This window comes from Chryseobacterium sp. L12 (assembly GCF_056133985.1).
Genome location: NZ_JBVYOF010000012.1, coordinates 1 through 19,260, shown reverse-complemented (window position 1 = coordinate 19,260; position 19,260 = coordinate 1). Strand labels below are relative to the sequence as shown.

Sequence of the window (19,260 nt, the reverse complement as noted above, 5' to 3'; positions counted from 1 at the left end):
AGCTGCCTAAAATCACAGTCATGTTTTTGACTATTTTATATTCAGTTGCAAAGTATATGTTTTCGCTATGTGCAAATATGACCCCATGAACATAAGAAGATAATTTTGAGTACTGTACTATTATTTCTTTTAAAAATTCCTCTGAATTAAACTCTTTATTTTCTAAATGCTTTTCAGTGAAACTAATGATATTCTTGATGCTGAGATCTTTGGCTATCGCATCTGATTCTTGGAGATCGTATTTAGCATAATCTCTATTGCTACTGTGTAGTTCACGGTTTATATCTTGAAAATTTTTTTATTTTTATATTGGTCTCTATTGAATTTTTTTTAGTATCAAAAATTTATCGACGAATTCTAGTGCTGTTCTGAATTTTTGAGAATAAGAATCGGATTCTCTATTAAGGGCGAGGTTGAAAAAATTAAATCGTAAATCTAGTTTTTCATTATCGTTTTTTGTTCTAATTTTGAGGAATAAATATTTAGAATAAAAATCCTTTATTAAAATGTATTCAATTCTTCATTTTTTAACTATGTAAAAATAAACAGATTTACGATAGGTTTTTATAATTTGCCATGAGATTTTTATTGATCTGTATTGTAAGTTTATTTTTTAATATGCTTCGTGCGCAGAATTTTTCAGATACAAAACAGATACTTGAGGGAGTTAACTCTAAGATTGTAGAAACACCTTCGAAAGCTCGTGATTTGATTATTTTTTTGAAGAAATATCAACAATCCGAATCTGTTGTTAATCAATGTAATTATTTTTTGGTTCAATCTTATTATTACGAGAATAATTACAGTGAAGCTTTTCAAAATATCATTCAAACGTATAAAGATCAAGATGTAAAAGGACAAATTCTGTATAAAAACATTTTATATTCAGCTGGAATCAAAAAGGTTTCTTTTTTAGACAAATTTGAAAAAGACTCTTTATTTAAGATTAACAAAAACATTCTTAAAATCAATGATTTAATTATAGAAAATAGTTTCTCAAAGGCGCATCATAGGTTTGTATCTGTTCTTCCAAAGATTAATGATCAGAATAAAGATGTATTTAGGGAAAGTTTAAGTCTTCTTGTCTCGAATATTTTAGAAAGAAGAAATGAAAAAGAATATTCTCAGATATTATCTAATGTAGAAAGAATTGTAAATCTTTATTCTAATGATGCTCAATTTGAGGTTTATAAAAAAGAATTGTTCCCCAACCAAATTTCATCACAGTGGCTTTTAAATGCTCGCAAAATACAGGAAAATACCACTAATGTAAAATTGGTTGGTGAATATTATAAGTGTATTGAAAGCTATTATTATGAAAAAAGAGACGATTTTAATATTATTGCTGCTTCAGATAAAAACGAATTTTATTTTAAAAAGAATAATCAGGATATAATTTTTGCGCGCTCACAATGGATTTATCTCACAGAAAACAAGAGGAATGAAGAATTTAAAAACTTTCAATATTGGACCTACGCTATTTTGTGGGTAATTTTTATCGTTTTTATTATTGTAATCATTTTAATTTTATTTAAAATAAGGCAGGAAAAGAAAAAAGGAATTCAGTACGGATTGATGTCAGATAAAATAAAATCAATTTCGACGAAGAAAAAAGAACCGCAAACAATCTCTGAAAACGTGAAAAATGTTCTTCTGGAGAAGTTGGAAAAACTTGAGCTTACCCATTTTTTTTTGGATCCCAACATATCAGTGCAAACCTTGGCAAAAAAATTAGATTCCAATTCAAAATATATTTCAGATGTTATCAACAGTTCTAAAAACAAAAATTTTACTGCATATATTAATGGTTTAAGAATTAATTACATAAAGGAAAAATTATATTCAGATCCGGTTTACAGGAACTATAAAATAAAATACTTGGCAGAAGAATGCGGTTTTTCATCGCACAGTATTTTTTCTTCAGTTTTTAAAAATTTGGAAGGCGTTTCTCCGGTACATTTTATTCAGCAATTAAAAGAGGATAATCTATGAAATATAAATTACTTGCGATTCTCTTTCTACTGTTGTTTTTAGACTGTTTTTATGCTGTAGACAGAGATTTGATTACCGTAGAAAAAATTGAAAAACTCGCAGCTTTGAATCCTGAATTGGCTTATAGACAAGGGATTAAAATAAATTCAGATACTAAGTTAGACAGTAAAAACAAGCTTCGTCTTTTACTTTTGCTAACCAAAATAAGCAACGAAACTAAACGCTACAGTGAAGCGCTGCATTTAGGAAATGAAGGTCTTGAACTTTCTGTAAAATCAAAAAAGACTCTTTTTGAGCTGAAATTTTTAGGCATTTTGGGGAATATTTATCAGTCTCTGAAGGTAAATGATAAAACAAAATACTATCTCAACCGCGCTGAAGATTTATTAAAGAAAACCAAACTTCCAGCTTCTCAGCAACACATCAAAGGAAATATTTTGTATCTGAAAGGAATGAACTATGCCTTTACACTAGATTGTAATATGGCACTGGAATATTTTGATCAGTCGATCAATGCTTATAAAATTTCAGATCATCCACTCACAAAAATTAATATTAAACTTGCATATCTGAATAAGGCTTTTTGTCTCTTGGAGATGAACAAACTAAAAGATGCTGAATACTATCTTAATCTTTCACAAATAAACACGTATAAAAATCTAAAAAAAAGCGGAATTCCTGAAAGTTATATCATGATTATTAATCAGTCTGTGGAGTTGGGATTTGCTAAGCTTTTCTCATTGAAGAATAACTTTCAACTTTCCAACGAAAGATTATTAGCTATTTTAAAAGTTAAAAATACAACCAATATTTCAGAAATTGAAGCAGATGTCTATACGCAGCTTTCCTCTAATTTTTTAAGATTAAAAAATATCGAAAAAAGTAAATTTTATCAAAGTCTTTATCGTCAGAAAATTTCACAAGAAGATAAAAACCAGATTCAGATTTTAAACAAATTACTACAACAGGAAAAGGAACTTTCAAAAGATAAAATAGACAGAAATTCTGAAAATGCAGTTTATTTATTCATTTTGTTGGTCTGTGTTTTTGCACTTATTTCATTCATTTTGTTAAAGAAATTAAAGAAAATCAAGCAACAAAATAAAAGTATTGAAAATGAGATTTATGTTATTGATAATTAATAGGTTGTATTTGTTTTTGTTGTTTTGAAATTAAAGAATATTCCTTAAAAACGACATTCATTCTCTTATTACCGAAGCTTTTATTTTCTATTATTGTCTCTGATTTTTTAACATACGAAGATTATTTTTTTTAGTCTTAAAAAAATGACTCAACTCAATCTTTTATGCTTAAAAAACTAATTTTTACAGTTTAGAAATATGTTGATTTTTCAACAGTTTTTAATTTGTAAAATATTTCAAAAAAAGATAGTATTAGAAAAATATATGAAAACAATTTACTCTTTTGCATTGGCTATTTTGGCTTATTGCGGTGCATCTGCACAAACAAATGTTTATACACAAGATTTTACAACATTTACTCCTCAGAACTGGTACATGGGATACAGTTATGACCCAACCGTGGGGACTGGACCGCAGCAGGAAGATATGTATAATGCATATTTGGTACAAAGATCTTTTTTAAATAATCAAACAAACAATAATCCTTCGGTTTCTGTTGAAATGTACAGTGCGGGATTATCTTGTTGGGCAATCAGTCCGAGTTTTGATTTGTCAGCGGGAGGTCACAGCGTGTCTTTTGATTACGGTGCAGCATCAGGAATTTATTCTAATGATCCAACAGCTCAGGCTCCACAGGGGCAAACAGATGACGTTTTTAAATTTTTAATCTCTACAGATAACGGAACAACTTGGCAAGAATTAGAGAGTGTAAACTCACCAAACATAGGAATTCCTAATGCAAGAACAACAAAGACATATGCACTGAGCAACTTTAACAGTGCTACCACAAAATTTGCATTCTATACTTCTAATGGTTCAGTTCCGGATTGGGGAACTGATTATGTTCTTTATTTTGATGATTTTAAAATTCAAACTGGAGTCAATCTTTCTACAAACGAAGGAGCGGTTAAAAATAAAAATGTCGCTATTTATCCGAATCCAACTCATGGAGCTGTCTACGTAAAATCTGACAAAGAAGTTAAAAGTATTGAAATATATGACTTCACAGGAAAATTAGTTTCAAAAGGGACTAAAATTGATTTGACATCATCTGTTTCTGGGAACTATTTGGTTAAAGTTATTTTTAAAGATAATAGCTTCGTGACCGAGAAGATTATTAAGAAATAGGTTAGTTGGTTTGGTTTATTGATTGGTAGCAGAAGCATTTTATTGTTTCTGCTTATTTTTGTTGTAGTAAACATGTATTTTTAATAATGGTACAGCATTCTTGCATTTCATCAAAATTCAAATTTCCAAACCCTAACCTCATCGCCATAAGGTTTTTGTTTTGATACAATAATGTTTTGGGAATGAAGACATTATTTTTTGCACAATCGCGACTGAGCTGCATTAAATTGATAGGAATTTTCCATTCTGCCCAAATGGCCAATCCGCCAGAAGGTTTCTTAAAGTCAATCCATTCTCCTAAATATTCATTCAATAATAAAGAAAAATGATCCCGTCTTTCCTGATAAATTTTCAAAGATTTCTTTAAATATCTGTTGATTTCTCCTTCGGTAATCATTTCTCCTAAAACGTGTTCCATTAAAATATCCCCCTGTCGATCTATGATTCCAAGATATTTTCGCATTTCGATCATTAGATTTTCGGGAGCGACAATAAATCCGGTACGAAATCCCGGAGCTAACGATTTTCCAAATGAACCGATATAAATTACCATACCGTTGGTATCAGCGCTTGCGAGAGGAAGAATCGGACTTTTGTCGTAATGAAAATCGTAATCATAATCATCCTCTAGAATGATAAAACCAAACTCATTGGCAAGATTTAGAAGTTCTAACCGTCGTTGAGCGCTTAAAGTAACTGTCGTAGGATAGTGATGGTGTGGTGTAAGATACAACATTCTTATTTTTTGTTTTTTACAAATTTTTCGAACTTCATCTACATTAATTCCTTCCTCATCAATCGGAATCGATTGAATTTTCACGCCAGCTTTTTGAAAAATCATATTGACGGAAAAATAACTTAATTCTCCCACCAAAACAGTATCGCCTTGAGATAAAAGAATTTCAGAAACAATATAAATACTCATTTCCGTGCTTCGTGTAATCAAAAGATTATTCTTTGAGATTGGCAATCCTCTCGATAAGTTGAGATATTTAGATAGATTTTGCTTGAAAAATTCACTCCCATCATGATTGTACTGCCCAATTTTATGTGCTTTTCTTTTTAAAATAGAGCTGTAAATTCTGGAATGTTGATCAATTTGTGTCAAACGAATATCGGGAATTCCATCGTTGAAAATATACTCACAAGTGGAATGTTCGAAAGGATTATCTAAAATATTGGATGTTTTGAACGGAAATCCGGTCGTTTTTGGATAGTTTTCAAGATGTTTTTTCTCAAAACTTTTGATTTCTAAAGGTTTGTTCTGATCTTTTCCAATAACGAAAGTTCCTTTATTGGGAAGGCTTTCTACCCAACCTTGAGCAAATAATTCGTCGTAAACGGAAACAATTGTATTTCTGTGAACCTCCAAAATCTGACTTAAAGCTCTCGTTCCCGGAAGTTTTGTTCCGAAAGGCAAAAAACCACGTTGTATTGCATTAATCAGCTGATTTGAAATTTGCATATACATAGAAACCTCAGAATTTCTATCGATTTTAATGAAACTTTGATAAGGAATTTCAACCGGACTATCCATAATCTTAAAACTGGCACCATTCAACCATCCGGCAATATACTACTTTTGAACTAAAACAAAAAAGAATGGAATTTTACAATCTTTTAGACAAAATTGTTCAGCACAATGAAACTCATGCAAAATGGCTGAATACACTTTCATTCATGGAAAATGCAGGAGCGAGAAAAATTTCGGCTTGTGAACATCCGACGAAAGTCAGTTTAATTCAATTAAAACATGCAACGGAAGAGCATCGCCATGCTTTTTATCTTAAAAAACAAATCGGAAAAATTGATTCTGAATTATGCAAAACTTATGAAAGTAATGAACTATTGGCTTCTATTGCAACGAGACAATATCTTCATTCTCTTGATATTAAAACTTGCAAATATCTTCAACAACATTTTAAATTAAGTAAAGAAGAATTAAAATTTGCAGCCTATCTTTTAGTCACTTATTCAATTGAAGTTCGTGCTGATGAATTATATCCGATTTATCAGGATATTTTGACAAAAACGTCGTCAAAAATTATGGTTAAGTCTATTATTTTAGAAGAAGAAGGACATTTGGAGGAAATGATTCATCAATTATGTGAATTTTCGGAAGATTGGAAAGTTCATGCTGAAGTTATTTTAAATATTGAAAAGAAACTTCATGAACAATGGATTAATACAATTTCTGAGGAAGTTTTGCAATTAAATTATGCAGAATAGATTTTATCATTTTCAGGAAGCTTTAGAAAAAAGAAAAGAAAACGGCACATTAAGAACTTTAAGGCAAAATCAGGAAGGAATAGATTTTTATTCTAACGATTATTTGGGATTAGGAAAAAATAAAAATTTTCAGGATTTATTATTAAAAAAAGTCACAGAAAATCCTGAATTGCTAAAAGGAAGTACAGGTTCAAGATTAATAAGCGGAAATAGTTCTGTTGTTATGGAAACTGAAGAATTCATAGCTAAAGAACATCAATATGAATCTGCATTGCTTTTTCCTTCCGGTTATAATGCCAATTTAGCTTTGTTTTCCACACTTCCGACTCGTCATGATACGATTATTGTTGATGAACAAATTCATCGTTCTGTGCATGATGCGTGTAAAATGTCGAATGCCAAAAAATTGAAATTCAAGCACAACGATGTTGAGGATTTAGAAAGGATTTTAAAAAAGCAAAACGGACTTTGTTATGTTGCGATCGAAAGCCTATATTCCATGGATGGAGATTTTGCTCCTATTAATGAAATTGCTGAAATCGTAGAAAAATATAATGCCAATTTAATTGTCGACGAAGCTCATGCTTTTGGCATTTTTGGATATGGTTTGGTTAATCAATTTCAACTTCAAAATAAAGTTTTAGCAATAGTTATTACGTATGGAAAAGCTCTTGGAACTCATGGCTCAGTGATTTTAACGAATGATTTAATTAAATCTTATCTCATCAATTTTGCATCTCCTTTTATCTATTCAACTTCAGTGCATGATTTTCTTTGGATGAGTATTAAAGAAGGATATTATTTTTTAAATCAACGTAAAGAATTATCAATCAAACTTCAGGAAAATATTAAAATTTTTCGCAATCAGAATTTGAAAAGTTCATCTTCCAAAAATAGTCCGATTCAGGCGATTATTATTCCGGACAATCATCAATTGAGAACTTTAAAAGAGACTTTATTTGAGAATGGATTTTTGACTTACGTTGTTTTTAGTCCGACTGTGAAAGAAGGAACGGAGCGATTGAGGATTTGTCTGCATAGTTTTAATACTGAAGAAGAAATTATACAATTAACAAATATCATTAAAGAATTTACATGAAATTATTTGTAACCGGAATCGGAACAGAAGTCGGAAAAACCGTTTGTTCAGCAGTTTTAACGAAATATTTTAATGCAGATTATTGGAAACCCGTTCAATCTGGAGATCTGGATTTTTCTGATAGCATGAAAATCAAAAGTTGGGTTGGAGAAAATACTGTTTGCCATCCTGAAACATATCGATTTCAATTAGCAGCTTCTCCGCATCAATCAGCGAAAGAAGAAGGAATTACAGTTGATTTAAATGAATTTAAACTTCCTCAAACTCAAAATAATTTAATATTAGAAGGAGCAGGTGGATTGATGGTCCCTTTAAACGACAACGAATTTATTATTGATTTAATCGAAAAATTAAAAATTCTTGTCGCTTTAGTCGTGAGAAATTATTTGGGTTGTATCAACCACACTTTATTGTCCATAATGGCTTTGAATCAAAGGAAAATAAAACTGCAATATTTAATTCTTAACGGTAATTTTCCATTTGATACAGAAGAAATTATTTGTAAAAACATTCAGTCAGAAACAAAAATTATAAGAATTCCTGACATCAAAGATTTTACAAAAGTAAATATAAAAAGTATTACAAAACAATTAGAAATTAAATGAAAGATAAAACAAAATTGAGAAATGATTGGACGAAACAGGAAATTGAGGAAATCTACAATCTTCCGCTTTTTGAATTAATCTATAAAGCAGCAACTGTCCACCGCGAATGGCACAATCCTGAGGAAGTTCAGATGTCGACTTTGCTTTCCATAAAAACCGGAGGTTGCCCTGAAGATTGCTCATATTGTGGACAAGCGGCTCGTTATCATACGAATATAAAAGTTCAGGCATTACTTCCGACGGAACAGGTTGTTGCCCATGCTCAAAAGGCAAAAGATAATGGCTCTTCACGTTTTTGCATGGCTGCAGCTTGGCGAGAAGTGCGCAACAACCGTGATTTCGACCGGGTTATCGACATGGTAAAAGGTGTAAACGACCTCGGAATGGAGGTTTGCTGTACGTTGGGAATGTTGACCGAAGAACAGGCAATTCGCCTTCAGGAAGCAGGTTTGTACGCTTATAATCACAATCTCGATACTTCGGAACAATATTATGAAGAGATTATTTCGACGAGAACTTTTGATAATAGAATTAATACCATCAATAATGTAAGAAAAGCAGGAATTACCGTTTGCTCAGGCGGAATTATCGGTCTTGGAGAAACGCACGGCGACAGAATTTCAATGCTTTTAACGTTATCAACGATGCCAAAACATCCGGAATCTGTTCCGATCAACGCATTGGCAAGAGTAGAAGGAACGCCGCTTCAGGACAACGAAAAAACGAATACTTGGGAAATGGTGAGAATGATCGCAACAGCAAGAATTATCATGCCTTCATCTATGATTCGTCTAAGCGCAGGAAGAATTGAAATGACTGAATTTGAGCAAGGTTGGTGTTTTATGGCAGGAGCGAATTCGATCTTTACGGGAGAAAGAGAAACCCTTTTGGTAACGCCAAATCCAGGAGTTTCGGAAGATATGCAAATGTTGCAGACTTTAGGCTTGAAACCAATGAAAGGACAATCTGAAAAAGCGATGGAGAAGTTTGAAACTTGGAACGCCAATGCCTAAAAATATGACTTTACAAGAGCGTGACAGAGCTGTCAATTGGCATCCTTACACGCAAATGCAGACCGCAGAAGATGCAATTCCGATTGTGAAAGGAAAGGGGATTTATCTTTTTGATGAGGACGGAAAACAATATATCGATGCAGTTTCTTCGTGGTGGGTAACGCTTCACGGACACGCAAATCCATCCATTGCACAAAGGGTTTCTGAGCAGTTGAATACGTTGGAACAGGTTATTTTTGCGGGTTTTACCCACGAACCCGCGATTCAGCTTTCGGAAAATTTGTTGAAGCTTTTGCCAAATAATCAGGAGAAAGTTTTTTATTCTGATAACGGTTCGACTGCGGTTGAAGTTGCTTTGAAAATGAGCATTCAGTTTTGGCATAATCAAGGGAAGGAAAAGACGAAAATTCTGGCTTTTAAAGACGCTTATCACGGCGATACTTTTGGAGCAATGTCTGTGAGCGGGAGAAGTGTCTGGACAAAACCTTTCGGTGAAATGCTTTTTGAAGTGATTTTCATTGATACTCCAACTTCGCAAAATCTTGATGATTTAAAATCAATTATTAAAAATCATTCGGAAGAAATTGCTTGTTTTATATACGAACCTTTGATTCAGGGAGCTGCGGGAATGTTGATGCATCAACCGGAAGATTTATCTGAATTGATGAAGTTTTGCAAAAATGAAGAAATTTTGATGATTCAGGATGAAGTTTTTACAGGTTTTGGAAGAACGGGAAAATTATTTGCGGCTAATTATCTTTCTGAAAAACCGGATATTATGTGTTTTTCAAAAGGTTTAACGGGCGGAACAATGCCAATGGGAATTACGACTTCTTCAAACGAAATTTTCGAAGCTTTTTTGTCGGATGATAAATATAAAACTTTATTTCATGGACATTCTTTTACTGCAAATCCGTTGGCTTGTACGGCTGCTTTAGCGAGTATGGAACTTTTGTTGAAAGAAGAAACTTTGGCTCAAATTAAGTTAATCAGCGAAAAACATTTACACTTTTCCAAAACATTGCAACAGCATCCAAAGGTTGAAAATGTAAGACAAACGGGAACAATTTTGGCATGGGAAATTAAAAACGATGAACAAACTTCTTACTTTAATGAAATAGGAAAAATGTTATACAATGAATTTCTAAAAAGAGGAATTATCATGCGCCCATTGGGAAATGTGATGTATTTGGTTCCTCCGTACTGCATTACTTCGGAGGAATTGGATTTTATTTATCGAAATATAATAGATGTTATAAAGTCGCTTTAAATTATTTTTCGATTCTTAAGCAAATTAAAAGTTAAATAAAGCCTTCGGATACATGTAAATGAGTTAAAACAAATCAGTAAGAAAAATGAGATGAAGCTATGGTATGCATCTGTAAATTTTCCATTTAACTTGTAATTGACAAGAATTTTTAATGATACTCAAAAAAGTTTTTTTTAAATTATTGTAATTACTTTAATTAAGTAATAGATATGAAACACAATTGCCCGAAGGATTTGATATTAAAATAGCAAATCCGAATGGATTAATAATAATGGGCAGGGAGAATAATTTGTCATTAGATCAAAAAAGCGATTTTGATGTAGTCAAAAGAAAATATAAAAATATTGTCGATATAATTACTTACGATAACTTATTAGAGCGTCTACATTTCACAATGGAACAAATTCAAAAAATGCAGTCAGCAGAGCGAAATGGTGTTTCGGTTTAGAAACGATGAAATGTTAATTAAATTTGATTACATGCCAAAAATCTATCTTTACTTTTTATTTTATGCGTGCTATTTTGGTGCCATGTACAGCAATATATTTCCAAGCTTATTAAATTTGAGAAATCCAGCTTTAACTTGTACTTTTAGATTATATTTCAATGGACATTAATTTTAGAAAGTTCTGCAAGTTTATCTAAATCTTCTAAAAAATTTTTCGAAAAATGCACCGCTGAGGTCACATTTGCCCCTTTATCGGGGCTTTTTTATTGTTTAAATTCAGGCAGATTATATCAGAAAATTTATTTACAGGTTGAGTAATCTGTACTGTTGAGGAGAGTATTTTGTAGAAGATTTGAAATATTTTCCAAAATGAGAGTTGTCGTTGAAGCCAAGCTCATAGGAAATCTGCGTTACAGAAAGTGTTGTGTGAAGGAGCAGTCTTTTCGCTTCGAGTATTACCCGGTTTTTAATCATTTCGCCCGCAGAAATGTCCATATTTTCTTTGATAAGTGCATTCAGGTAATTGGGTGTCAAATTGAGTTTTTCTGCATATTTTGAAGTGATTTTCAGTTCTTTATAATGCTTTTCTACGAGACTGCTGAAGTTTTCTACAATTTCTTTTTTATGATCCGGAGATTTTTTGCTGCGGTTTCGTTTATTTGAATTCCTAATATATTTTAAGATAAAAACTTTCAACAAAAGACAAATTATCTCTTTTCTCAGTAATTTATTTTTGCTGTATTCTTTCTGAAGTTCTTCAAAAGTTCTGAAGAGATCTTCTGCATTATCATCAGAAGGCAAAATGTATGGCGCCACATCATGAAGAGCTGTATCGCTTTTGATGATTTTATTTCCGGTATAGATATAATTGTAAAATGATTTGGTAAACAGAAGCGCATTTCCTTCTATGCACTCAAAGTTTTTAAAATGATATACCTGATTATAATTGATGAAAAAAAACTTCATAGGTTGCAAATCAAACTCCTGATAATCAATCATAAGAGATCCTTTAGCATTCCTGAAAAGTAAAACTGCATAAAACTTATTTTTAAAATGTAAATCTGAGCCTGGCTGTAATTTTGCTGCAAATTCTTCAAGCGGCATCATGATAAAGTCATTCCGCAATGGTGAAGGTTTTTTGAGCCTGCTTAAACTAAGGGACTGTATGGTATGATTCACAATTTCAATTTTTATTTATCAAATATAAACATAAAAAATACCATAACTGCTTATGGTATGAATTGGACAAAAGAAACTATCAATTAAGATGTTCCAGTATTTTCAGATGCTTTGCACTGATTTTCTTTTCAATTGTTTTATCTACATATTCAGAGTTCATTGCACGCAGAACAGCCATATAATTCATACTGAATTCAATGGTGTCTCCAATATGGTAATCGTTGCCGTTATCTGCAAGATCAAGAATCATCATGTCTGAACTGGCTCCGATGATTTCAACCCCGGAACATTTCGGTTTTATATTTTTAGGATCAATATCCAAAATACCGACATCAACAATGGCTCTGACTGATGTTTTTCCTTTATTTTTTTTATCGTGTACGGGTTTTTCTCCGGTAAGGTTTGTTCCTATATCTCCCGTAGGAATCATTGGCTTTTCTACAATTTCGATGATCTCTGCCGTAAGCTTAAAAACATCCTGATACATTCCTTTGATTACTGAATCGTGGTAAACATCGGTACCGAAAAACAGGGTTTCACCAATTCTGAAATGGTTGATTCCTTCAGGTATTTTATTTTTAAAAATAAGCGGAATAGTAACTGATGAACCTGCTGATATGAATGGAATTTTTGTCTGATGAGTTTCCTCAATAATTTCTTTAAAACGGTTGAGTTCAGTTAATTTTTTCTCATCAGGAAGGATTCCGTTGAGACAGTTGAGGTTGGTTCCTATTCCCACCACTTCGATATTAGGCATTTTGATGACTTCACCATAAAATGACGATAGATTTTTTATCATGATACCTTCTCTTAATTCTCCCATTTCCACCATAATAACAATTTTATGTGTTTTGTTTTGTTTGATGGCTTCATCAGAAAGGGCTTTAATAGTATCTAATTCTGTATTAAAACTAACGTCTGCATATTTTACAATGCTTTTAGCCAGTCTTTTAGCAGGTGGTTTTATGTAAACCGTCTGTGTTTTTGGAGAAAGATCTTTTATGTGGCGCAAATTTGTCAGCCGGGAATCGCAGATTTCTTTATCAAAGATTTCCAGCAGACTTTGCAGAAACTTTTCATTACCGCAAAGCAATTTTGCAACTACAGCCCATTCGATGTTATTTTCTTTGAAAAGTTCGTTGAGGTAATTGTAATTATGAAGTAATTTGCTGGTATTTAAAGTAATGTGTGACATTTTATTTTTTTAATCGCATTTCAAGATATTTACTGGAAAATCCTAGTTTCCTGTAAAGATGTATTGCCGGATTTTCCGGTTCACAATGGAGGGCGATATCTCCCTGTGAAGAATCAATAGCATGCTGCATCAGTTTTTTTCCGATGCCTTTTCCCCGCACGTTTTTATCAGTAGCAATGTATACGAGAATGTTTTCGGGAATATATCCGCCCATACCGGTTTTATTTACAACAACGGCTCCTATAATATCATTTTTATCTTCATCTCTTGCAGTAATAATAATACCACCCGGCTTGTTGTTATAGCCTAATGCGTAGTCGACAGCATCAGAAATATCTTTTTCCGGATCACCGTATTGTTCCAAATGTTCGAAAAGAAACTGTATGATCTCTTTTTTTTGATTTGTAATGAGTTGGTTTTCATCTGAATATTTTTGTAATGTTATCATAATTTTTGTTTTATCCGGGAGATGGCAGAGTAATATCAATACCCATATTATCATCCGTTTTTTCTTTGTCAATCATTCTTTTGCTTTTTAAAAAAAATAAAGGAATGTCTGTATTGTTAATAATTTGTTTGAAGAAATTTTCCAGGAAGAATGACTTCCAGCTGTCTTCATCCTTATAATTAAGAATAATAATGTCAGCATCATCTTCATGAGAAAATCTGGATATTTGAGTGGCTTTGCTTCTTGTCATTAAAAACTGTGAGTCATAGTCCTGCGCTTTAATGGCAATACTTGTCCGGGCTCTCTGGTAAGCATCTTTAATCTTTAATAGATCATCTTCATTGCTGATTCCCAAAAGGCTGATAACGCCCTTGTTTTTCTTTGCAATAGCAATTGAGAGGTCAACTTTATCAGCAAGATCTTCTAAAACTCTTACAGGCACGAGGATCTTGTCAAAAGCATATTTTCTGCATTTTTCCGGAACCAGTAAAACAGAACTGTTGGCTTCCGTTAAAATTTTATAAGAAAGCGAACCTAAAAATAATTGTGTGAAATTTTGCTGTCCTGAGCTTCCACAAACTACAAGATCTACCGCTTCTTCATGAACTGTATCATTGATAGCGTGCACCAAACTGTCATTTTTAATTAAAGTCTGCAATTTCAGCTCAGGATATTGTGACGTGATGGAAATTTCCAATTCGTTAAGTGCAAACTCTGTTTTTTTATAGTTTTCATCAATAGTTTCCGCGCCTATAGCCTGCTTTCCCGTTCTGTCGATGATGGTATGGTTGGTTATATTGTGAAATAATATAACTCTTGCTTTGTGACGTAGAGCAATATTTACAGCCATTACGACCGCATTACGTGATTTTTCTGTAAAATCAACCGCCACTAAAATTGTACTGATAAAATTTTGCATTTGGTTTAGAATAATTCTAAAATTAATATACAAATTTAGATAATAACAATCTCAATTAGTGTTAAAAATGAACGGAGTTATGGTATAATTTATCTTTTTTAAAATGAAATAAAAAGATAGGTGAATTATAACCGCTAGAAAATTGAAATTAAGGAAACTTCAATACAATAGTAAATTGGTAAAATTTTAAAATACTCTTTTAATCCTTAAAACTTTAAAATTGTAAATATTTTTTTAATTGACAATTTAAGAATGTAGAAAATTATATTGATAATCCTCATATTGGACTAACAGTAAAATGGCACAGACAAGATAGAAAACTAAAATATAAAGTTACTATGAAAGGAATTGTTATAACTTCCGGAACAAACATTATAAGAGCAGCACAAATGCAAAATCATTTTGAGATTATTCTATCTGATGTTTTGATTTGTCTACCTGAATTTAAGGACAACACTCCTTATAAATACAAAAAAAATTTAAACGAGTATTTTATTTTCAGCTGAAATTATAATTAATAATGACAAGTCTCAGAACGAAATGTACAAAATCTTCATCAGCTTTATTTCTGTTGATTAGTCTGTTTTTATAATCATAAGAAGTAAGCGTTCTGATCAGATTTTTGTAAATATCAAAATCTTCCCCCTTTAATTTTATTTTGACGAAGCCGTCTTTTCTGTTGATAATCTGATCATCCAAAGTTCTTACTTTTAGAATAACCTCGCACAATTTAGAACCCTTTCCGGTATATCTTTCAACAACATTTACCTTAAAAGCATCAAACAAAATAGCATGAAATACAAGATTGGCGTTAGATTCCGGTGTTCGAAGCTTAAGCTGATAATTCATTTTGAAATAGTTTTAAATATGCATCGAAAATACAAAAAAATCCTTTAATTATAGCGGATTTCAATCATGTTCCCTGCATATATGTTATGTATTTTAATAAAAAGGATAAGAGGCTTTGTAAGCCTCTTATTTTAGTTGAATAAGTCTTTTACTTTGTCAAAAAAAGTTTTTTCTTTTCCGGATGGTTCTGCAACCATTTCTCCGGAATTCATTTGTTTCTCAAAAAAGTCTTTTTGATCTTTTGTAAGCTTTTGCGGTGTCCAGACGTTGATATGAATAAACATATCACCTTTTCCATAACTGTCGATACTTGGTAAGCCTTTTCCTGCCAATCTTAATATTTTTCCTGATTGCGTTCCTGCATCTATTGTTATTTTTACCTTTCCGCCCACAGTAGGAATTTCTTTTTTGGTTCCAAGTGCCGCTTCTGCAAAAGAAATATATAATTCCTGGTGAAGATTATCGCCTTCTCTCTTTATCGTCTGATCAGATTCTTCTTCAATAATCACCAAAAGATCTCCTGGTACTCCTCCAAAAGGAGCATCGTTACCTTTTCCTCTTACATTAAGCTGGATACCGTCTCTTGCACCTGCCGGAATATTAATGGTAACTTCTTCTTCATCTTTTATTAAACCCTGAGCATTGGCTCCTGCCGGAATTTTATCAGCTACTTTTCCGATTCCTTGACAAGTTCCGCAGGTAGTTTGGGTCTGCATCTGTCCGAACATGGTGTTCATCACCTTCATCTGTACTCCTGAACCATTACACGTAGGACAGGTTTTTGAAGTTGCACCTTCTGCCAGCTTCATCTTTTTTACCTTGAGGGTTTTTTGAGTTCCGTTAACCATTTCCTCAAGGTTTAGCTTGATTCTGACTCTGAGATTAGAACCTTTTACCTGTTGACGACCACCGCCGCCACCGCCAAAACCGCCAAAGCCACCACCGAAAATATCTCCAAACTGGCTGAAAATATCTTCCATATTCATACCGCCGCCGAAACCACCGCCGCCAAAGCCGCCGTTTCCGCCAACTCCTGCATGACCAAACTGGTCATATCTTGCACGTTTTTGTTCGTCGCTCAGTACTTCATAAGCTTCAGCAGCCTCTTTAAATTTTTCTTCAGCAACTTTGTCACCCGGATTTTTATCCGGATGATATTTAATTGCCATTTTTCGGTAGGCTTTTTTTATTTCGTCGGCACTCGCAGATTTGCTGATCTCAAGAACCTCGTAATAATCTCTTTTTGACATGATATATTATAATTGATGATTGATAAATGATAATTGATGTTTTTCTGGGTGTCTGTGAAAATTGTCATCTGTAATCACTCATCACTTATCATTAATGAATTTTAGTTTCCTGTAACTACTTTGGCAAAACGTATTACTTTTTCTCCTAAAGTATAGCCTGTTTCAATAACATCTACTATTTTACCTTTCAACTCTTCAGAAGGAGCAGGGATTTGGGTAATAGCTTCGTGAAAATCTACATTAAAACTATCTCCGGCTCTTACTTCCATTGCTTTAAGTCCTTTTTCGGTAAGCTTGTTTTTAAATTTGTTGTAAATCAGTTCAACACCCTGAAGATCTGCTTCACTTCCATTCTTTGCGATCTCTTTTAATGCTCTTTCAAAATCATCCAAAACTCCCAACATAGAAATCATCATGTCTTGGTTAGCGTACTGAAAGAATTCCATTTTTTCTTTGGAAGTTCTTTTCTTGTAATTTTCAAATTCTGCATACAGTCTGATGTAACGGTCTTTCTCTACTGCCAAAAGTTCTTCCGCAGAAGGAGTTTCTGTCACATTTTCCTGTTGAGTATCTTGAGTTTCGTTTACGTTTTCTTCCTGTTTATTGATGTTTTCTTCGTTGATATCCTGGTTTTCCATATTTCAATAACTTTTACACAGAGGTTTGTCAAACATTCTGCCAAAGAGAAAAAAATGACAATAAGGCAGATTTGGATAAGTGATTTTGCCATTATATTCAAAAATAAAGCTGGAAACACCCAATATTCAATCCGCTATTAGTTTTTTAAGCTTATTCGTGCTATCCACTCATACTCCTCGCGCCGAAGCTTTCTTTCAGAGCCATTCCTGCTGCGGGGTAACCGTTACTATCACGGCTAGGGTTTTAGTTATTTTTTCACTATTATCAATCAGTAGAAATTTTGTATCAGTTTTGTTGTGATGATATATTTTTCTTTTCTGCAGCTTTAAGGTGAAGAAAAGCCATTCTCTGTAAAATGATTGACTTTTAATTATTTGTTGAATTATAAAAGTAGGAATAGCTCCTAAAATATTTAAAAAAATGTCTGCAGCAAAAGATAAACATTCAGAAAAATGATTATAATTGAAATAATCCAGATGGAAATTTTCAGAAAAGGTTTATTGGCAAACTCACCCATCTTTGCTTTATCATTTGTAAACATCACCAACGGAACAACAGCAAAACTAAGCTGCATTGAAAGGATTACCTGACTTAAGACCAGTAGATCGGTAGTTCCTTCTTCGCTGTAAATAATAGTAACAATTAATGCAGGAATCACAGCAATAAGCCTTGTGATTAATCGTCTGAGCCAAGGTTTCAGACGGATATTCAGAAAACCCTCCATCACGATTTGTCCGGCAAGCGTTCCGGTCAATGTCGAATTTTGACCGGATGCAAGAAGCGCAATGGCAAATGCAACACTTGCCATGGAAGCTCCCAATATCGGAGTCAGCATTTTATAAGCGTCATGGATGTCGGCTACGTTTTTATTTCCTGTGGTATGAAATGTTGCTGCGGCTAAAATCAAAATAGCTGCATTGATAAAAAAAGCAATTAACAAAGAAAACGTACTGTCTAATGTTGCAAACTTTATCGCTTCTTTTTTTCCTTCACGATCTCTGGTATAATCTCTTGTCTGCACGATACTGCTGTGAAGATAGAGATTGTGCGGCATGACGGTAGCTCCCAAAATCCCTATTCCGATATATAACATAGCAGGATTTGTAATGATTTCTTTTTGAGGAACCAGACCTCCTAAAATGGCATTGATTTCAGGCTTTGAAATTATAATTTCATATCCAAAACAGGCAAGAATAATAAAGATAAGACCTGCAACGATACTTTCTATCCATCGAAATCCTTTTGCCTGAAGAAGTAAAATTAAAAGAACATCAATTGTTGTAATCACGATTCCCCACGTAAGCGGAATACCAAATAAAAGATTGAGCGCAATAGCAGAGCCGATTACTTCTGCCAGATCGCAGGCTGCAATGGCTATTTCGCAGAATACCCAAAGAATAAAATTGGTTGTGGGCGTAAAATGATCTCTGCAGGCCTGGGCTAAATCTCTTTCGGCAACAACCCCCAACTTTACGGACAGATGTTGCAGGATCATTGCAAAAATATTGGAAATAAGAACAACGGAAAGTAATGTATATCCGAATTGTGCTCCGCCGGCAATGTCTGTTGCCCAATTTCCGGGATCCATGTAGCCGACGGCAATCATCAGACCGGGACCTGCAAAAGCTAAGTATTTTCTCCAGAAACCAGACTTTTTCGGTATGGATATGGAAGAGAATACTTCAGGTAAAGAGTTGGATGTTTTTTCTTTTCTCCAGCCGTTTTTTGTGTTGAGACTCATGTTTTGTTAGAATTGACTAACAAATTTAATTAAATAAAACAAATAACAATATTTTTCATAAAAAAATCCTGAAATAATTTCAGGATTTATTATAAGAGCCTGTTTAAAATTAAA

General features: G+C 33.0%; 17 protein-coding genes and 1 pseudogene. 9 read left to right on the top strand and 9 right to left on the bottom strand.

Going from position 1 to position 19,260, the window contains the following annotated elements:
• The first annotated feature begins 576 nt into the window (after positions 1 to 576).
• From AC0NBN_RS06870 to AC0NBN_RS06860, 3 genes are all read left to right on the top strand, one after another.
• Complete coding sequence (locus AC0NBN_RS06870) at positions 577 to 1,992, top strand: helix-turn-helix domain-containing protein (RefSeq protein WP_160812895.1); 1,416 nt, start codon at positions 577 to 579, stop codon at positions 1,990 to 1,992.
• Positions 1,989 to 3,134 (top strand): hypothetical protein, encoded by a 1,146-nt coding sequence (locus tag AC0NBN_RS06865; protein ID WP_160812896.1) that lies wholly within the window; start codon positions 1,989 to 1,991, stop codon positions 3,132 to 3,134. The genes AC0NBN_RS06870 and AC0NBN_RS06865 overlap by 4 nt, the downstream gene beginning before the upstream one ends.
• A 264-nt stretch (positions 3,135 to 3,398) precedes the next feature.
• Positions 3,399 to 4,262: a T9SS type A sorting domain-containing protein gene (locus AC0NBN_RS06860; protein ID WP_160812897.1), complete on the top strand. Its 864-nt coding sequence runs from the start codon at positions 3,399 to 3,401 to the stop codon at positions 4,260 to 4,262.
• A gap of 52 nt (positions 4,263 to 4,314) precedes the next feature.
• Here the strand turns inward: AC0NBN_RS06860 and AC0NBN_RS06855 are convergent, their stop codons facing one another.
• Positions 4,315 to 5,799 (bottom strand): aminotransferase-like domain-containing protein, encoded by a 1,485-nt coding sequence (locus AC0NBN_RS06855; protein ID WP_160812898.1) that lies wholly within the window; start codon positions 5,797 to 5,799, stop codon positions 4,315 to 4,317.
• Positions 5,800 to 5,864: 65 nt separating this feature from the next.
• On the opposite strand from AC0NBN_RS06855, the gene AC0NBN_RS06850 reads away from it, so the two are divergent.
• The 6 genes and pseudogenes from AC0NBN_RS06850 to AC0NBN_RS06825 all read left to right on the top strand — a co-directional run.
• A complete protein-coding gene (locus tag AC0NBN_RS06850) occupies positions 5,865 to 6,491 on the top strand; it encodes a hypothetical protein (RefSeq protein WP_160812899.1) in 627 nt (208 codons plus the stop codon).
• On the top strand, positions 6,481 to 7,590 hold the full coding sequence (locus tag AC0NBN_RS06845; RefSeq protein WP_160812900.1) for an aminotransferase class I/II-fold pyridoxal phosphate-dependent enzyme: 1,110 nt from the start codon (positions 6,481 to 6,483) through the stop codon (positions 7,588 to 7,590). Before AC0NBN_RS06850 ends, AC0NBN_RS06845 begins: the two co-directional genes overlap by 11 nt.
• Positions 7,587 to 8,195, top strand: coding sequence for a dethiobiotin synthase (gene bioD / locus AC0NBN_RS06840; RefSeq protein WP_160812901.1), 609 nt, complete (start codon positions 7,587 to 7,589; stop codon positions 8,193 to 8,195). The genes AC0NBN_RS06845 and bioD overlap by 4 nt, the downstream gene beginning before the upstream one ends.
• Positions 8,192 to 9,208 (top strand): biotin synthase BioB, encoded by a 1,017-nt coding sequence (gene bioB / locus AC0NBN_RS06835; RefSeq protein WP_160812902.1) that lies wholly within the window; start codon positions 8,192 to 8,194, stop codon positions 9,206 to 9,208. The genes bioD and bioB overlap by 4 nt, the downstream gene beginning before the upstream one ends.
• A 4-nt stretch (positions 9,209 to 9,212) precedes the next feature.
• A complete protein-coding gene (gene bioA / locus AC0NBN_RS06830; protein ID WP_474467640.1) occupies positions 9,213 to 10,478 on the top strand; it encodes an adenosylmethionine--8-amino-7-oxononanoate transaminase in 1,266 nt (421 codons plus the stop codon).
• A 214-nt stretch (positions 10,479 to 10,692) separates the two neighbouring features.
• Positions 10,693 to 10,926 (top strand): annotated as a pseudogene (locus AC0NBN_RS06825) (Shedu anti-phage system protein SduA domain-containing protein); the annotation flags it as partial.
• A gap of 303 nt (positions 10,927 to 11,229) precedes the next feature.
• Here AC0NBN_RS06825 and AC0NBN_RS06820 read toward each other — a convergent pair.
• The 8 genes from AC0NBN_RS06820 to AC0NBN_RS06785 form a co-directional block, all read right to left on the bottom strand.
• Complete coding sequence (locus AC0NBN_RS06820) at positions 11,230 to 12,105, bottom strand: helix-turn-helix domain-containing protein (protein WP_160812904.1); 876 nt, start codon at positions 12,103 to 12,105, stop codon at positions 11,230 to 11,232.
• 79 nt (positions 12,106 to 12,184) lie between these two features.
• Positions 12,185 to 13,300 carry an alanine/ornithine racemase family PLP-dependent enzyme gene (locus AC0NBN_RS06815; protein ID WP_160812905.1) on the bottom strand — a complete coding sequence of 372 codons (1,116 nt, stop codon included), beginning with the start codon at positions 13,298 to 13,300 and terminating at the stop codon, positions 12,185 to 12,187.
• A 1-nt stretch (position 13,301) separates the two neighbouring features.
• Positions 13,302 to 13,748 carry a GNAT family N-acetyltransferase gene (locus AC0NBN_RS06810; protein WP_160812906.1) on the bottom strand — a complete coding sequence of 149 codons (447 nt, stop codon included), beginning with the start codon at positions 13,746 to 13,748 and terminating at the stop codon, positions 13,302 to 13,304.
• A 10-nt stretch (positions 13,749 to 13,758) separates the two neighbouring features.
• Positions 13,759 to 14,667 carry a universal stress protein gene (locus tag AC0NBN_RS06805; RefSeq protein WP_160812907.1) on the bottom strand — a complete coding sequence of 303 codons (909 nt, stop codon included), beginning with the start codon at positions 14,665 to 14,667 and terminating at the stop codon, positions 13,759 to 13,761.
• Between the two features lie 498 nt (positions 14,668 to 15,165).
• Positions 15,166 to 15,516 carry a prevent-host-death protein gene (locus tag AC0NBN_RS06800; RefSeq protein WP_160812908.1) on the bottom strand — a complete coding sequence of 117 codons (351 nt, stop codon included), beginning with the start codon at positions 15,514 to 15,516 and terminating at the stop codon, positions 15,166 to 15,168.
• Between the two features lie 131 nt (positions 15,517 to 15,647).
• Positions 15,648 to 16,766, bottom strand: a complete 1,119-nt coding sequence (gene dnaJ, locus AC0NBN_RS06795) for a molecular chaperone DnaJ (protein ID WP_089742890.1) — start codon at positions 16,764 to 16,766, stop codon at positions 15,648 to 15,650.
• Between the two features lie 101 nt (positions 16,767 to 16,867).
• A complete protein-coding gene (locus AC0NBN_RS06790; protein WP_160812909.1) occupies positions 16,868 to 17,404 on the bottom strand; it encodes a nucleotide exchange factor GrpE in 537 nt (178 codons plus the stop codon).
• 413 nt (positions 17,405 to 17,817) lie between these two features.
• A complete protein-coding gene (locus tag AC0NBN_RS06785; protein WP_160812910.1) occupies positions 17,818 to 19,146 on the bottom strand; it encodes an Nramp family divalent metal transporter in 1,329 nt (442 codons plus the stop codon).
• Between the last annotated feature and the right edge of the window lie 114 nt (positions 19,147 to 19,260).

Coding starts and splice junctions, on each gene's coding strand:
- AC0NBN_RS06870 (WP_160812895.1), top strand. CDS start 577: ATGAGATTTTTATTGATCTGTATTGTAAGTTTATTTTTTAATATGCTT.
- AC0NBN_RS06865 (WP_160812896.1), top strand. CDS start 1,989: ATGAAATATAAATTACTTGCGATTCTCTTTCTACTGTTGTTTTTAGAC.
- AC0NBN_RS06860 (WP_160812897.1), top strand. CDS start 3,399: ATGAAAACAATTTACTCTTTTGCATTGGCTATTTTGGCTTATTGCGGT.
- AC0NBN_RS06855 (WP_160812898.1), bottom strand. CDS start 5,799: ATGGATAGTCCGGTTGAAATTCCTTATCAAAGTTTCATTAAAATCGAT.
- AC0NBN_RS06850 (WP_160812899.1), top strand. CDS start 5,865: ATGGAATTTTACAATCTTTTAGACAAAATTGTTCAGCACAATGAAACT.
- AC0NBN_RS06845 (WP_160812900.1), top strand. CDS start 6,481: ATGCAGAATAGATTTTATCATTTTCAGGAAGCTTTAGAAAAAAGAAAA.
- bioD (WP_160812901.1), top strand. CDS start 7,587: ATGAAATTATTTGTAACCGGAATCGGAACAGAAGTCGGAAAAACCGTT.
- bioB (WP_160812902.1), top strand. CDS start 8,192: ATGAAAGATAAAACAAAATTGAGAAATGATTGGACGAAACAGGAAATT.
- bioA (WP_474467640.1), top strand. CDS start 9,213: ATGACTTTACAAGAGCGTGACAGAGCTGTCAATTGGCATCCTTACACG.
- AC0NBN_RS06815 (WP_160812905.1), bottom strand. CDS start 13,300: ATGTCACACATTACTTTAAATACCAGCAAATTACTTCATAATTACAAT.
- AC0NBN_RS06810 (WP_160812906.1), bottom strand. CDS start 13,748: ATGATAACATTACAAAAATATTCAGATGAAAACCAACTCATTACAAAT.
- AC0NBN_RS06805 (WP_160812907.1), bottom strand. CDS start 14,667: ATGCAAAATTTTATCAGTACAATTTTAGTGGCGGTTGATTTTACAGAA.
- AC0NBN_RS06800 (WP_160812908.1), bottom strand. CDS start 15,516: ATGAATTATCAGCTTAAGCTTCGAACACCGGAATCTAACGCCAATCTT.
- dnaJ (WP_089742890.1), bottom strand. CDS start 16,766: ATGTCAAAAAGAGATTATTACGAGGTTCTTGAGATCAGCAAATCTGCG.
- AC0NBN_RS06790 (WP_160812909.1), bottom strand. CDS start 17,404: ATGGAAAACCAGGATATCAACGAAGAAAACATCAATAAACAGGAAGAA.
- AC0NBN_RS06785 (WP_160812910.1), bottom strand. CDS start 19,146: ATGAGTCTCAACACAAAAAACGGCTGGAGAAAAGAAAAAACATCCAAC.